The organism is Allobosea sp. 2KB_26 (assembly GCF_052115715.1).
GTDB lineage: Bacteria > Pseudomonadota > Alphaproteobacteria > Rhizobiales > Beijerinckiaceae > Allobosea.
The window spans coordinates 233,487-247,149 of record NZ_JBFRHE010000011.1 but is presented as its reverse complement, the minus strand read 5'-3'; the positions used below and the strand labels follow the sequence as shown (position 1 = coordinate 247,149).

The following is a 13,663-nucleotide window of genomic DNA, read 5'->3' as shown; positions in this document are numbered from 1 at the left end:
CCCGTTCAGCCCGCTGGCGTAGTCGAGCTGCAGGCCAAGCTCGCTGCGCGAGGTGATGTCGTTGCGCTTCGCCAGAGTGAGCGCACCGGCATTGGCGCCGGCCCAGTTCGCCTCGGTCAGCGCCGGGCTGCGCGCCTGGATCGCCTGCAATGCCGCGAGCGGCGAGAGCGTCAGGCCGTTCCAGTCGAGCACGGCGGCGCTCGCCTGCAGCCGGCCGCTCCAGGCGGTCGTCGCATAGGAGGAGGACAGTGCGCTGCCGAGCACCGGGATGCTGCGCTTGACGTCGTTCTCGAGCCGACCATAGCCGAAGGCGGCGGCGAGGTTGAGCGGGCCGAGCCGGGTCGTGCCGTAGAGGCCGGCCTGGAAGACATCGGCCTCGGCCTTGCCGAGACCGCCGGCGAGCGAGGACCGGGCGCTGCCGCCGGAGACCGCAAAGCCCGCGACCGTGCCGGGCATGATCCTGAAATCGGCGCCGACGGCGAGATGCGCATCGTCGAGATCGCGCCGCGCGCGCTGCCGTCGCTGCGCCCGACCGATCCGAAGGCTGCGCCCCAGACCGTATAGGCCGGGATGTCGAGCCGCGCCGCCGGGCCCGCCCCATCGGCGCCCTTGCGGGCGAGGCCGGAGAACGATGCCTCACCCGGCCCTGGGCCGGCCGCGCCACGGCCCGCCGCGAAGGGGTCGAGCATCGCCCGCAGGAACTGGTCGGCGGCCGAGACCGCCATGGCCGGCGCTGCGGTATGGGCCTCGCCCGAGAGCTGGTTCACCGCCCCGGGGATCGCCGCTGCCGGCAGGTTATAGATACCGAACAGCGAAGACGGGTTTGCTCCGCCCGCAACCGCCCGGTCGAGCCCGGCGGCAACAGCAAAGCCGTTCAGCGGCGAGGTGACGCCGAGCGTTGTGATCGGCTTGGGCGTCAGTGTCAGGAGTACGTCATTGGCGGTGTAGCTCACAGCCGTGGTGACGCCATCGCCGAACGACGCCGTGACATCGGTCGTGCCGAAGGTGCCGCTGCGCCCGCCCGCCGCCGAGAGCAGCGTATAGGGCGTGGTGAAGGCATAGGGGCCACCCAGCGGGACGATCCGCAGCGCACCGGCAAGGGCTGCCGTGCCCGTGACGATGACGCGGTCGGAGATCGCGCCCTGGACCTCGGCGATATAGGTCGAGCCCGCACCCAGTGTCAGGTTGCCGTTGACCGTGATCGTGCCCGGCGAATTGCCTGGCGCCAGCGTGCCGTAGATGGTGGTGCCGGGGAGCTGCCCGGAGCCGCCGAGCGTGGCGCCCGCTGCAACGGTCAGACTGGAGGACGAGGCGATCGAGCCGTTCACCACCAAGGTGCCGCGCGAAACGACGGTCGCGCCGGTAAAGTCGCTCGTGCCGGACACCGACGTCACCCCGAGGAAGTCCTGCCGGAGATCGCCGAGGCCAGAGAACCTGCCGGCGAAGGTCGCGCCGGTGTTGTCGCTGGTCGTCAGCGTCTGGCCGGCGGCGATGGCGACGACCGAGCCGACATCGCCGACAAGGGCCCCGATCATCTCGCTCTGGGCCACATTGAGGGTCGCGCCGCTGGCGATGACGACACGCCCGGCATCGCTGATCGCGGCGCCCCCCGTCACCGTCAGCATGCCGGCCATGATCGTCGTCGCGCCGGTATAGGTGTTGCTGCCGGACAGGGTGAAAGCGCCCGTACCGGTCTTGGTGAGCCCTCCCGCGCCGCCGATCGTGCCGGAGAAGGTCGTCGAAGCGTTGTTTGCACCCGTCGCCAGCGTCGCTGCGCCGATCGTGACCGAGCCGGCTCCGGCAAGCGAGCCGATGCTCTGGCTGAACCCGGCGAGGTCGAGGAGCGCGCCGGCACTCACGCTGAAGCTCGAGCCGGCAGAGAATGCTCCGGTCGCGCCAGCGCGCAAGGTCCCGGTCGAGACGAGGGTTGCGCCGGTGTAATTCGTCGCGCCGCCGAGGGTGAAGTCACCGTTGCCGGTCTTGATCAGGCCGCCGCTTCCCGAAATCGCGCCGGAAAAGGCGGTCGTCTGATCGTTCGAACCCAGCGTCAACGTCGCCGACCCCAAGCTCACGGCGCCGGCACCGGCCAGCGAGGCGATGCTCTGGTTGTAGCCGGCGAGGTCGAGCGTCGCCCCGGTATTGACGGTGAAGGCCGAGGCCGTCGCGAAGGCCCCGTTCGCGCCGGCCTGGAGCGTGCCGGCCTGAACCAGTGTCGCGCCGGTATAGGAATTGGTGCCGGAAATCAGGAGCCTGCCGCCACCGGCCTTTGTGAAGCTCGTACCGACACCATCGACCAGATTGGAGGCGATCGTGGTGCTGGCGCCGGCCGAAACGTTGATCGTGCCGCCCCCGGCGACCCCGAAGCTCAGGGAGCCGCCACTGAGCGCATAGCCGTCGCTGTTGAACTGCAGCGTGTCGAAGCTCTGCGTGCCCGACACCGTGACCGCACCGGCCGTGCCCTGGAACACGCCGACGGAACCGAGCCAGGGCGCGTTGATGTCGGCATGGCCGGGCGCGCCGGTCCAGTTCGCATTGCCCTCGTTCCAGGTGCCGGCGCCGCCATCGACCGTGCCGTTGCCGAGCTGGTCGCCGCCATCCCAGAACTGCATAGACTGACCCGAGCCGATCACCGCGAGGTTGACCTGCGTGGGCGCGCCCGAGGCCGCATTGTAGAGCGTGCCGACAGCTCCAGCGACCGTAGGCGCCGTCAGCGCCAGCGTGTCGAAGCTGCCGCTGATCGTGCCGCCGCCCGTGACGTCGAACAGCCGGTAGTAGCCGGCCGAGGCGAGGCCGTCAGCGTGCCGGCGAGCGCGAGATTGCCCGCTGCGCCGATGCCGTTGACGATGATGCGGTCATTGCCGGGGCCGCCGACCACGCCGGCATTGTTCAACTCGAACAGGGTGTTCGAGCCGCTGTTCAGCACCAGCGACCGGACCGTCAGCGTGCCCGCCGCGTTGCCGGCCGACAGCGTCCCGCCCGAGGCGACCGTCACCGCCCCGCCGATCACGCCCGAGCCCGACAGCGTCGCGCCGCTGGCGACGTTGAGGCCGCCGGCAGCGAGCGAACCGTTGACCCGCAACTCGCCGCCATTGACCTGCGTCGCGCCGCTATAGATGTTGGCTCCCGCCAGCGTCATGATACCGCTGCCGGTCTTGACCAGGCTGACTGCACCGGAACCGGCCATCACGCCGGAATAGGTGGTGGTGGTGTTGTCGCCACCGACGGTCAACTGGCGCCCGCCAACCGTCACGTTACCGGCTCCCGCCAGCGAGCCGATCGTCTCGTCATGATTGGCGATGCGGAAGGACGCCCCCGTGGCCACGGTCACCGCACTGAGATCACCGATGCCAGCACCCGCGCCGCTGACGAGCAGCTCGCCCGCCATCACCCTGGTGGCTCCGTCATACATACTCAGGCCGGTGAGGGTCAGCGTGTGGGAGCCCAGCTTGGTCAGCCCGCCAATACCGCTGATGGCGCCGGAAAACGTGCTGTCGCCCCCCTGATTGAAGGCCAGGGTACCGCTATTGGCGACGTTGGTGGCCGTGGGGATCGACCCCGATGCGCCGTCGCCGACCTGCAGCGTGCCCCGGGTGATGACCGTCGTGGCGCCATAGGTGTTGGCGCCGGTCAGAACAAGCGTGCCTGTGCCGCGCTGCTCGAGGCCGCCGGTGCCGGAGATGGCTCCCGCGAAGGTCATGACATCGGAGCGGTTGAAGGCCACGGTGCCGGCGGGATTTGAAGGGAAATTGGTCTGGATATCGCCCAGTACCGAACCGGAGGTGGCCCCATTGCCGATGATCAGGGTCGCGCCGGTGATGAAGCTGCCGCCCGTATAGGTGTTCTCGCCCGTCAGGGTCACGCTGCCGCCGCCGCCAACACCCAGTTGCCCGGAGCCGGACATGGTGCCGGCATAGGTGCTCGCATTGGATCGGAAGAACATCACGCCCTCCGCACCACCCGTCGGCGCGTTGTTGACGATATCCCCGGCGATCGATCCCGTGGTCGTACCGAAGCCGACATAGAGCGTGCCGGCTGAAACGGTGGTCAGGCCGGTATAGGTGTTGTTGGCAGTGAGCTGAAGCGAGCCCGTGCCCGTCTTGGTCAATGTGCCGGTGCCCGACACGGCGCCGGAAAGCACGAGCCCGGCACCGGCCCCGGTCGCGTTGACGACCAGAGCGCCGGAATTGTCGATCGCGCCGCTCAAGGTGTTGTTCGCGCCGACATTCATCTGCAGCGTACCAGCCGAGATCGTCGTCGCGCCGCTGTAGCTATTGAGGCCGGACAGGGTCAGCGTGCTGGCGCCGAGCTTCGTCAACGAGCCCGTTCCCGTGATATTGCCGGAAAACGCCAGGTCGCTGCTGGGACTGAAGACCAGCGCGCCGCTATTGGCGACGCTGCCGAGGATCGAGCCGGTGCCGGTGATCTGCAGCGTGCCTGCCGTGATGCTGGTATTGCCGGCGTAGGTATTGGCGCCGCCGAGCGCCAACGTGCCGGCTCCGGTCTTGTCGAGCCCGGCGCTGCCGGCGATGACCGACTGGATCGTGGCGGTCGCACCCGAGGCGACCTCGACGATCGGCTTGGCGGCACTGAGGCTGGCCAGAGTCAGCGTGCCGCCACCGATCGTGTAGCCATCGGTGAGGAAATGCATCGGATAGGCTGTGACGCCGGCCCCATCCACGGTCACCGTGCCGGGCGTGCCCTGGAAGAAGGCTTCGTAGCCGCCCCACGCCTTTGAGGTCGTGCCGGCGGCATTGGTCCAGTTGGTGGCCGACGCGTTCCAGGTGCCGCTGCCGCCGCTGACCGTGCCGTTCGGCGTGGTCTGTGCGCCGTTCCAGTAGCCGGTATTGGCCGCGACCAGGAGATTGACCTGGAATGCCGTCGAGGTGGTGTCGATGTCATAGGTGAATTGGATCGGAGCTGTGCCGATGACCATCGTATTGTTGATCAGCGCGCCAACGACGTTGAACAGGCGATAGGTGCCCGCCGCGAGCGTATCGCTGGAATTGTCGATGTTCAGCGTGCCGTCGAGCACCAGGCCGTTGTTGCCGACCGTCACCAGCCCGGTACTGTTCCCGGCCCGGGTGACGGTGATATTGAGGCTGGAGTTGGCGGAAAAGGCCAGTCCGTCGATCGCTGCGGCGTTGGTGGTGGTGGTGGTCGCCAGTGTCCCGCCATTGGCGATGGTCACTTGGCCATGGACGCGGCTCAACGCCGCGACGGAGAGCGCCGAGCCGCTCGCGACGGAGACGTTGCCAGTCACCTCCGCAAGGCTGGCCATGGCCAGCGTGCCCTGCTGCACGCCCCAGTTGCTGGTCCCGGTATAGATGCCGTTCAGCGTCCAGGTCGAGGCGCCGGCCTTGTTGAAGGCCGAAAACCCGTTGAAGCTGGTGGCGCTGGAGCCGATGCGGCTCAGATCGAACGTGCTGTTGGTGGCGCCGCCGAGGACGAGCGTGCCGCCCGTTCCGTTCACCTTGGCGCCGCCGCTGAGCACGTAGCCGGCCCGTAATTCCACCCCGAATCCCCCAGATCCCGGATTCGGCCAGACGGCGCGGCGCCGCAGGGAGAATCAGCGAAAGACTAGCAGGCCTCCTCCCGGGCACGGTCAGCCCGCGCTCGCAAACCTTTGATTCTGTGATTTGTTTTGGGCGTGTTGCCGCAAGGTAACAACCGGGAAACCCGGCCGGATGCGCCGACAAGGCGCCAGTCTCATCGCGCGGCAACAGGACTGTTTCGCCAGAGGAACCGCGGCCCTCCCGCTGATGCCGGACGGATTTCCGACCCGCCTAACCTGCACTCTTGCCCATAGCCGACGTCCCGATACCCGAGATCGAAAGCCCGAGGCAAAGGGGCAGCCCGGCTTCGCGGTCTACGCCAATCGACCGCCCAGAAGCGGACGCGGCTCATCTGGTCTTGACGTAGCTGAAGCAGTCCCGCGGCTCGTCGCTGATATTCGGATGCACGGCCCAAAGCCGGAGAAGCGCTTCGCGCGTGAGCCCCGCCTTCTCCATCACCCGCGCGGAGCCAAGGTTCTCCACGTCGCATACGTCTCCGATGCGCCGGATTCCAGGCTGGTCCAGGGCCCAGTCCACAACCGCAGTCAGGGCCTCGGACATCAACCCCAGGCCCCAGGATGGGCGGGCGAGCAGGTAGCCATAACCGAGCCGATGGGCGGCGGGCTGGCGAAGTTCGAACGCGCCGTGCAGCCTTCCGTCGCCTCGGTCCCTCAGCAGGTAGGAGCAAGACGGCCCGGCCAGCGCCGAGGCAACGTAAGCCTCGGTCTCGGCGAGCGCCGTATGAGGACGCCATGTCATGTAGCGCGAGACCTCGCTATCCCGAGCGTAGGCCTCGAAGATCAGCGGCGCATCTTCAGCCACGATCGGCGCGAAGATCAGCCTGGCCGTAGAGAACTGATCCGGAAGCATGGGCGGTATCATCCGGCGACCCTATCACGGCTTCGCCGTGCATTGCCTGCTCCCCTCACCCATCCCGGACATTCCCTTTCCTCATGGGCCGGACCTCGCGCTGCGGCGGCGGACCATCGCGCCAAATGCTTCACCACCAGCTCAGCCTGTCTTCAGCGACGGCTTTGCGCTGCACTCCGTACTCTCGATCGCCTCGCCGCGATCGTTCAGCAACTGCCAGCGCTTGAGCTCGGGCTGGAACACATATGTCGGCAAGCCCTGCTCGCGCGGGACGAGCTTCAGCTTGTCCATGACATATTGGCGAGCCTGCCCATCGGCTTTGACCATCACGTCGCCCGACGACTCGACCTGCTCGATGACGACTTCGCCAGCCTTGAACTTGCAGGTGTAGACCGGATTGGTGACGGGTTCGGTGTCGGCCAGGGCGAGGCTCATCGGCAGCAGTATCATCGCGATCATCAAGGTCATGGCGCCTCTCCAGGTTGCCAGGACGGTTACGCCTCGCCTGCAACAAAGTTCCCGCCCGCCCGGCGCCCTCCGGCGCGAACCGGCCCCTGATGGATCTGCTCGCCCGTCGCTGCCAGGCGCCGGGACAGGATCGAACCTATCCCTCGCATTCAAGGAATCGTTACACTCAGCAGCTAACTCCGGTCTTCATCGGGCACGCGGAGCCCGCCGGGTCGCGCAGGGATGACAGCTCCACAAGCCGACCCTGCAGCGACATGCCCAATCCCGGCGCTCAAGGCCCGGCCTGCGCTTGCCGTGCTCTGGACCCCGGGCCGGACGCTCGCCCCGTCCAATCGCGCCGCGATGGATCAGTTTCTCACCAGTGCCCGCAGGCTGGACCTGGATGTCACGATCGTCGGGGAAGCCGACCTCGATCGGCTGGCCGAATTCGACGGGCTCTTTATCCGGGATCACACACGCCTGGACGATTACACCCACCAGTTCGCGCTGCGTGCGGCCGAACTCGGCCTGGCCTCGATCGATGACCCGCTCTCCATGCGGATCTGCGCCGATAAGGTTGAACAGGTCCGTCTCTTCGAACGCCACCGGGTGCCGACGCCGAAGACGTTGCTCCTGCACCGCGAGAACATCGGCCAGGCGATCCCGCTGCTCGGCCTGCCCTGTGTCGTCAAGCTCCCCGACAGCTCGTTCTCCAGAGGCGTCTGCAAGGTTGAATGCGAGGCCGAGTTTCACGCGCGCTGCCTGCAATGGTTCGATCGCGCCCCCATCCTCGTCGCTCAGGAGTACATCCGGACCCGTTTCGATTGGCGCATCGGGGTGCTCGATCGCCGCCCGCTCTTCGCGTGCCGCTACCACATGGTGCCGGGCCACTGGCAGGTCGTGCAGAACGCTGGTTCTCCAGACTATCGGGAAGGCCTGACCCAGGCCGTCGCACTCTCGGACACGCCCCAAACCGTGCTGGCAGCGGCGCTGGCTGCGGCCGATACGGTCGGAGACGGCTTCTATGGCGTCGACGTCAAGGAGTGTGGGGACCGGCCGCTCGTGCTCGAGGTCAATGACAACCCCAATGTCGATGCCGGCCATGAAGATGCGCTCGTCGGGAGCGCCCTCTACGACGCGGTCATGGCATCGCTCGCTCGCCGCATCAGAGCGGTGTGCCGATGATCAACGAAGTGCCGGGCGGCCTCCGCACTTCACCCCGCAGCCGGATCCGGAATCGGGATGTCGATCAGGGGCGCGTAATGCTGGCTCCCGAACAGGTCGCCGTCGCCGAGGCTGCCGCTCGCCCCCTCCCGCGCGATCGTGAACTTGATGGCGAAGGCCGGGTCGAACTCGACATGGTCGGTCAGGCGCTGACGCTCGATGCCGAAGACCTGGCAGATGGCGGCGGGCGACAGCGCGCCGCTATGCCTGACATGGTCATAGCTCGCGCGGTCCGGGAAGATCACGTCGAAGGTGATGTGATCGACGCCCGCATTCTTGCTGCGGATCGTCTTGGCGATGGCCGAGAGGGGGCGGCTTGCGGGGCTCATGGTCAGATTCCCGCTTCGGTCATGTGGACCCGGAAGGGCTCCATCGGATCGTCGATCGGCATGGTGTGGTTCAGCGTCCAGCGATAGGCGGGGCTCGCCGGCATGACCTCGTCGAGCAGGAAGGCGACGCCGCCGGCGGTGCCCTTCACGTCCGGCAGGCGCGCATAGAACATCTGGCGCGTACCCATGATGCAGATCTCCTCGGCTATCTCCCGCGTCGGCGCGACCGCCTGGACGACGACGCAGAGCTCATGGCCCGGCTTGTCGCGCAGGGGCTCGAGCCGCCCCATGACGCCGTCACGCCCGTAGACATTGTAGGAGAGCTGGTAGCCCTCCGAGCCAAAGCGCTCCTGCACCATGCGACGGGCCCAGGCGATGACGTCGTCGACGCGCGCCACCGTATAGGGGTCGCGGATGCCGACGAGCCCGACATAGCGCTCGCCGATCTTGCCGGAGCCTTCGAGCTTGACCCTGAGATCGGTGGCCGGGATGTAGCGCGGGCCGGTCACCCGCGTCGTGCGCTCGTCGAGCTGCTCGTAGACGCAATCGCGCATGTCGATATGGCCGCCGACGAAATGCTCGTAATAGGGATTGGCCCGCTCATACATGGCGTGGCCGGCAACGGAGGCGACCGTGCAGCGCTGCTCCGGCAGCATCGCCGTGACGCGGACATCCTCCATGGTGATCTCGCCGAGGATCGATTCCTTGCCGCCATAGGGCTCGGCGCAGAAGGAGGCGCACTCCATCACCTTGCCGAAATAATAGGCCAGCGCTTCCGGATAGCCCTTGCGGATCGCCGGCGCGGCGAAGATGGCGCAGTCGCTCGAGCGTCCGCCGATGATCACATCCGCGCCCATGTCCATGAGCTTCATGTAGGGATGCACGCCGGCAACCGCGACGATCCGCTCGGTCGCGTCGAGCTCGGCCTCGGTCAAATCGGCGCGGCCCGGCAGGCCGAGGATGGTCTGTCCCGCAGTCATCTTGGCGCGCACGGTCTCCCTGGACAGCTCCGAGTAGAAATAGCCGAGCTTGAAGCGCGGCAGGCCATGCTCGCGGGCAATGTCCTGGACGAGATCGACGAAGCGGTCGACGCGGCTGTCGGTGCCGGTGTCCCCGGCCGAGCCGATGATCACGGGCAGGCCGCGCGGGCGGGCGCCGAGCAGCATCATCTCGACATCGTGGCGCTGCCAGGCGAGCGGGCTCGCGGTTCCGTCCATGCCGAGCGGCACCGGGCCGATGTCGCAGGAGCCGGAGTCGCAGGCGACAATGTCGGGCGCGGCCTCGATGCCATTGTCGAAGGAGCCGCGCCGGCTCGGCGCGAAGCCGAGATGGCCGTTGGGACAGAGGATCCTGAGACCCCGATTGGCAAGGCTTGTTGCAGTCTGCATGGTGTGTCTCACTTGCGCAGGATCAGGCAGTCTTCGGGCGTCACGCGCCAAAACAGGGTGCGGCCTTCGTCGAGGCCCGGCCGCGGGCGGACATGAGCGCAAAGCTCGACCGGCCCCGACCGCAGGAATACGTGCTGGACGTCGCCGACGAAGAGCGAGCGCGCGACGACGCCGCTGCCGCCCTGCCCCTCTCCGGGCTTGTCGTCGAGGCGGACATCGCCCGGCCGGAAGGCGATGGCCGCGTCCTCGATCGCGGTTCCCGGCGCAACATCGCGCCCGCGCAGCACCGTTCCTTCCGGCAGTCGGGCCCCCTCGCCCGTTTCAGCCAGTTCGCAGGGGATGATGTTGCGCATGCCCAGGAACTCGGCGACGAAGCGGCTTTGCGGGTTCCGGTAGATCTCCTGGGGTCGGCCGGCCTGCTCGATGCGGCCGCCGCGCATCACGACGATGTGGTCGGAGAGCGAGAACGCCTCCTCCTGATCATGCGTGACATAGAGCGCGGTGAAGCCGAGCCGCTTGCGCAGATCCGCGAGCTCGTCGCGCATCTGGAGCCTGAGCTGTGCGTCCAGGTTCGACAGGGGCTCGTCGAGCAGCACGAGCTTGGTGCCGAAGGCCACCGCGCGGGCCAGCGCCACGCGCTGCTGCTGCCCGCCCGAGAGCATGGTTGCGGGCCTGTCGGCGAAGCGGGCGAGATCGACCAGGGCGAGCGCGCGCTCGACCGCCGCCCGGGTCTCGGCTGACGGACGACCGCGGACGCGGAAGGGAAAGGCGACGTTCTCGAAGACCGTCATATGGGGCCAGATCGCGTAGGACTGGAACACCATCGAGAGATTGCGCTTCTCGGGCGGCGTATCGAGGCCGTGTGCGCCGTCGAAGGCGGGCTTGCCGTCGATCAGGATGCGCCCCGCGCTCGGGCGCTCCAGCCCGGCAACCGCGCGCAGCGTCGTGGTCTTGCCGCAGCCCGACGGGCCGAGCAGCGTCACCTGTTCTCCGGCGTCGATGCCGAAGCTGACGCGGTCGACCGCCTGGAACCCGCCATAGGCGATGCTGAGATCCTCGACGCTGACGAATGCCGCGCTCATGCTGCGACCGCTTTCTGACGGAGCCGGGCCACGACGACGAGGGCGGCGAAGGTGGCGAAGAGCTGCATGACGCTGAGAGCGGCAAGCGCGTTGACGTTGCCCGCCTCCCACAGGTCGAAGACGGCGACGGAGAGCACCGTGCTCGGCGCGGTGTAGAGCAGGATCGAGGACGAGATCTCCTGCAGCGACAGGATGAAGAGCAGGGTCCAGGTCGCGACCAGGGTCGGCCGGGTCAGCGGCAGGACGATGCGCCGCAAGGTGCCGAACAGGCCGGCTCCGGCGACGCGCGCGGCGTCCTCGAGTTCGGGATGGAGCTGGCGGATTGCGCTCGACAGGGCCCGCAGGCCGAAGGGCAGGTAATGCGTGACATAGGCGAGCAGCAGGATGCCGATCGTGCCGTAGAGCGGCAGCCAGGTCAGGCCGACATAGCTCCAGAGCAGGCCGAGCGCGAGAACGATCGGCGGGATCGCCAGCGGCATCATCCCGACCTGATCGAGAAAGCGCGCGGCCGCGCCGCGCGAGCGCACGATCACCCAGGCCATGGCCAGGCCGAGCGTGCAGATCACGGTCGCGGTCAGCAGGCCCAGCATGAGGCTGTTGCGCGTCGCCAGCAGCGTCTTGGGATAGGTGAAGAGCACATAGCTGAAATGGCGCAGGTCGAAGCTCATCAGCTTCGGGTCGACGGTGATGAAATTGACCAGCGCCGCCCAGCACAGCGTCGCGACGGGCAGGACGACCGCGGCGAGGAGATAGAGCAGGACGACACCGAGCAGCACCGGCCGCCAGCCGCCGACATGGACGAGCCGCGGGCGAAAGGCCTTGCCGGTGATCGTGACGAAGGAGCGCCGCCTGAGGATCGCCGCCTGCAGCGCGACCAGGACCGCCGTGACGACGAGCAGCAGCAGGCCCCAGCCGGCGGCCTGGGTCACCCGCGGCGGATAGCTGTTCAGCAGGCGATAGATCTCCGTCGCCGCGACATAGAAGCCGGCGGGCATGCCGAGCACGGCCGGCACGCTGAACAGGCCGAGCGACTGGACGAAGACCAGCAGCGCGCTGCCGAGCAGGGCCGGCAGCGCGAGCGGCAGCGTGACCCGCCGGAAGGCCGCGCCGATCGAGGCGCCATGGATGCGGGCGCTCTCCTCCAGCGACGGGTCCATGGCGCGCAGCGCGCCGGCGACGAGCAGGAACGGCAGGGGCGCATAGGCCAGGGCCGCAACGGTGATGACGCCGCCCGCCGAATGCAGGTTCACGATCGAGCCGACCGGACCGAGCACGCTTTGCGCCAGGAGGTTCAGCAATCCCCCGCGCGGCGAGCCGAGCCAGGACCAGGCGACCGCCGTCAGCAGCGGCGTGATGTAGAGAGGCAGGAGCACCAGCTGTTCCAGGCCGCCGCGCCAGGGCGTATCGGTCCGGACCAGGATGACGGCGAGAACCCCGCCGAGCCCCGTCGCAAGGACGGTGGTGCCGAGCCCGACGAGCAGGGTGTTCCCGATCACGCGTCCCGAGGCCAGCACGTCGGCGAGCGCCATGAGCGAGAAGCCGTCCTCATCGCCGACGGCACCAAAGACGACCGCGGCGAGCGGCACCAGCACCATGACGCCGACGATCGCCGCAAGCGCGAGCGCGAGCAGCCGCTCCTGCCCGGCGCCGCGGATGAAGCCGCCGGCCAGCCGTATCGGGGGTGCAGACACGTTTTCAGGCCTTGAAATAGCGATCGAAGGTCTCGGGAAAGCGCCGGGAGGCCCGCTCGTAATCCTGGAGATCGCGCGGCAGCATCGGTTTGGTCTGATCGAGCGGCAGCTGCCCGGCGGGCGCCGCGACGCCGCGGCGCATCGAATAGACGCTGAATATCTCGGTGTTGAGCAGGGCCTGGGCTTCGGCCGAAAGGGTGAAGTCGACCAGCAGGCGGGCCGCGTTCGGGTTCGGCGCATCCTTGAAGATCGCGACCGGAGCGGTGGCGAGCGGCATGCCCTCGCTCGGATAGACGCCGACGATCCCGGCCTTCACCGCGTCGGGCTCGAAGGCGCGGAAATGGTCGACCGTGGCGCCCACCAGCGCTTCGCCGCGCACCAGCATGTCGATGAGCTGCGCCGTGGTGGAGACGATGATCGGCTCCTGCTGTCCGAAGCGGCGCATGAAATCGGCGCCGAACTGCTTCTCCAGCAGATACATCTGGTTGAAGCTGGTGCCCGCCGCCGAATCCTGGATGACGAGCTTGCGCCCCTTGAAGTCCGGGTTCAGCAGGTCGACCCAGGCTTTCGGCGCCTTCTCGGCCGGCAGGATGTTGCGGTTATACGCCATGATCACGCCGACGATGCGCGCGATCGCCCATTGGTCGCGGTCGGACGCCTCGGGCGGGTAGGCATCGAGCTCCGGCGAGCGGTAGCCGAGCAGCTGGCCGCGCTGGGCCATCGCGAGATAGGGCGCGAGATTGGCGACGTGCAGGACGTCGAAGGTCAGCGCACGGGCCTTCATTTCCGCATCGACGCGCGCCAGGACACGCCCGGCCGGCGCCGAATAGAGCCCGGTCGTCGCGTCGATGAAAGGGTAGCGCGCGGTGAAGGCCTGGATGAAGCGCGGGAAGCCGGGCGCCGAGGCCGAGTTCGCGAAATTGACCCGTCCTTCGCGCTTCGCCCCCGCGACGATCGCATCCCGCTCCTGTGCGGAGAGTCGCGCCGGCAGGCCGGTCGCCCCGATGGCGAGTAGAGAGAGGATCTGACGACGGTTCAGTCGGGCCATAGGTGCACCTCATCGACCAGCGGACGAGATCA

10 protein-coding genes and 1 pseudogene are annotated in these 13,663 nt (G+C 68.0%); 1 reads left to right on the top strand and 10 read right to left on the bottom strand.

Annotated elements, in window-relative coordinates:
• The 5 genes and pseudogenes from AB4099_RS25505 to AB4099_RS25485 all read right to left on the bottom strand — a co-directional run.
• Positions 1 to 456, bottom strand: a 456-nt coding sequence (locus AB4099_RS25505) for an autotransporter outer membrane beta-barrel domain-containing protein (RefSeq protein ID WP_441480112.1), incomplete at its 3' end; no start/stop codon positions are given.
• An 872-nt stretch (positions 457 to 1,328) separates the two neighbouring features.
• Positions 1,329 to 2,609 (bottom strand): annotated as a pseudogene (locus tag AB4099_RS25500) (autotransporter outer membrane beta-barrel domain-containing protein); the annotation flags it as partial.
• Between the two features lie 98 nt (positions 2,610 to 2,707).
• On the bottom strand, positions 2,708 to 5,512 hold the full coding sequence (locus AB4099_RS25495; RefSeq protein ID WP_441480111.1) for an autotransporter-associated beta strand repeat-containing protein: 2,805 nt from the start codon (positions 5,510 to 5,512) through the stop codon (positions 2,708 to 2,710).
• Positions 5,513 to 5,900: 388 nt separating this feature from the next.
• Positions 5,901 to 6,422: a GNAT family N-acetyltransferase gene (locus tag AB4099_RS25490; RefSeq protein WP_162768531.1), complete on the bottom strand. Its 522-nt coding sequence runs from the start codon at positions 6,420 to 6,422 to the stop codon at positions 5,901 to 5,903.
• Between the two features lie 141 nt (positions 6,423 to 6,563).
• Positions 6,564 to 6,890: a hypothetical protein gene (locus AB4099_RS25485; protein ID WP_441480110.1), complete on the bottom strand. Its 327-nt coding sequence runs from the start codon at positions 6,888 to 6,890 to the stop codon at positions 6,564 to 6,566.
• 222 nt (positions 6,891 to 7,112) lie between these two features.
• Between AB4099_RS25485 and AB4099_RS25480 the strand changes: the two genes are divergently transcribed.
• A complete protein-coding gene (locus tag AB4099_RS25480) occupies positions 7,113 to 8,054 on the top strand; it encodes an ATP-grasp domain-containing protein (protein ID WP_441480109.1) in 942 nt (313 codons plus the stop codon).
• Positions 8,055 to 8,083: 29 nt separating this feature from the next.
• Here the strand turns inward: AB4099_RS25480 and AB4099_RS25475 are convergent, their stop codons facing one another.
• The 5 genes from AB4099_RS25475 to AB4099_RS25455 are packed head-to-tail and all read right to left on the bottom strand — an operon-like array spanning position 8,084 to position 13,631.
• The gene (locus AB4099_RS25475; RefSeq protein WP_441480108.1) at positions 8,084 to 8,422 is read right to left on the bottom strand and encodes a DUF4387 domain-containing protein; all 339 of its coding nucleotides are present in this window, start codon (positions 8,420 to 8,422) and stop codon (positions 8,084 to 8,086) included.
• A 2-nt stretch (positions 8,423 to 8,424) separates the two neighbouring features.
• Positions 8,425 to 9,810, bottom strand: a complete 1,386-nt coding sequence (locus AB4099_RS25470) for an acyclic terpene utilization AtuA family protein (protein WP_441480107.1) — start codon at positions 9,808 to 9,810, stop codon at positions 8,425 to 8,427.
• Positions 9,811 to 9,818: 8 nt separating this feature from the next.
• Entirely contained in the window at positions 9,819 to 10,892 is a 1,074-nt protein-coding gene (locus tag AB4099_RS25465; RefSeq protein WP_441480106.1) for an ABC transporter ATP-binding protein, read from the bottom strand.
• Positions 10,889 to 12,583 carry an ABC transporter permease gene (locus AB4099_RS25460; protein ID WP_441480105.1) on the bottom strand — a complete coding sequence of 565 codons (1,695 nt, stop codon included), beginning with the start codon at positions 12,581 to 12,583 and terminating at the stop codon, positions 10,889 to 10,891. The genes AB4099_RS25465 and AB4099_RS25460 overlap by 4 nt, the downstream gene beginning before the upstream one ends.
• 4 nt (positions 12,584 to 12,587) lie before the next feature.
• A complete protein-coding gene (locus tag AB4099_RS25455; RefSeq protein WP_441480104.1) occupies positions 12,588 to 13,631 on the bottom strand; it encodes an ABC transporter substrate-binding protein in 1,044 nt (347 codons plus the stop codon).
• Positions 13,632 to 13,663: the final 32 nt, after the last annotated feature.

Bases quoted from the DNA above. Each gene is read 5' to 3' on its own strand.
- AB4099_RS25470 (WP_441480107.1), bottom strand. From the start codon at position 9,810: ATGCAGACTGCAACAAGCCTTGCCAATCGGGGTCTCAGGATCCTCTGT.
- AB4099_RS25455 (WP_441480104.1), bottom strand. From the start codon at position 13,631: ATGGCCCGACTGAACCGTCGTCAGATCCTCTCTCTACTCGCCATCGGG.
- AB4099_RS25485 (WP_441480110.1), bottom strand. From the start codon at position 6,890: ATGACCTTGATGATCGCGATGATACTGCTGCCGATGAGCCTCGCCCTG.
- AB4099_RS25480 (WP_441480109.1), top strand. From the start codon at position 7,113: ATGACAGCTCCACAAGCCGACCCTGCAGCGACATGCCCAATCCCGGCG.
- AB4099_RS25475 (WP_441480108.1), bottom strand. From the start codon at position 8,422: ATGAGCCCCGCAAGCCGCCCCCTCTCGGCCATCGCCAAGACGATCCGC.
- AB4099_RS25465 (WP_441480106.1), bottom strand. From the start codon at position 10,892: ATGAGCGCGGCATTCGTCAGCGTCGAGGATCTCAGCATCGCCTATGGC.
- AB4099_RS25490 (WP_162768531.1), bottom strand. From the start codon at position 6,422: ATGCTTCCGGATCAGTTCTCTACGGCCAGGCTGATCTTCGCGCCGATC.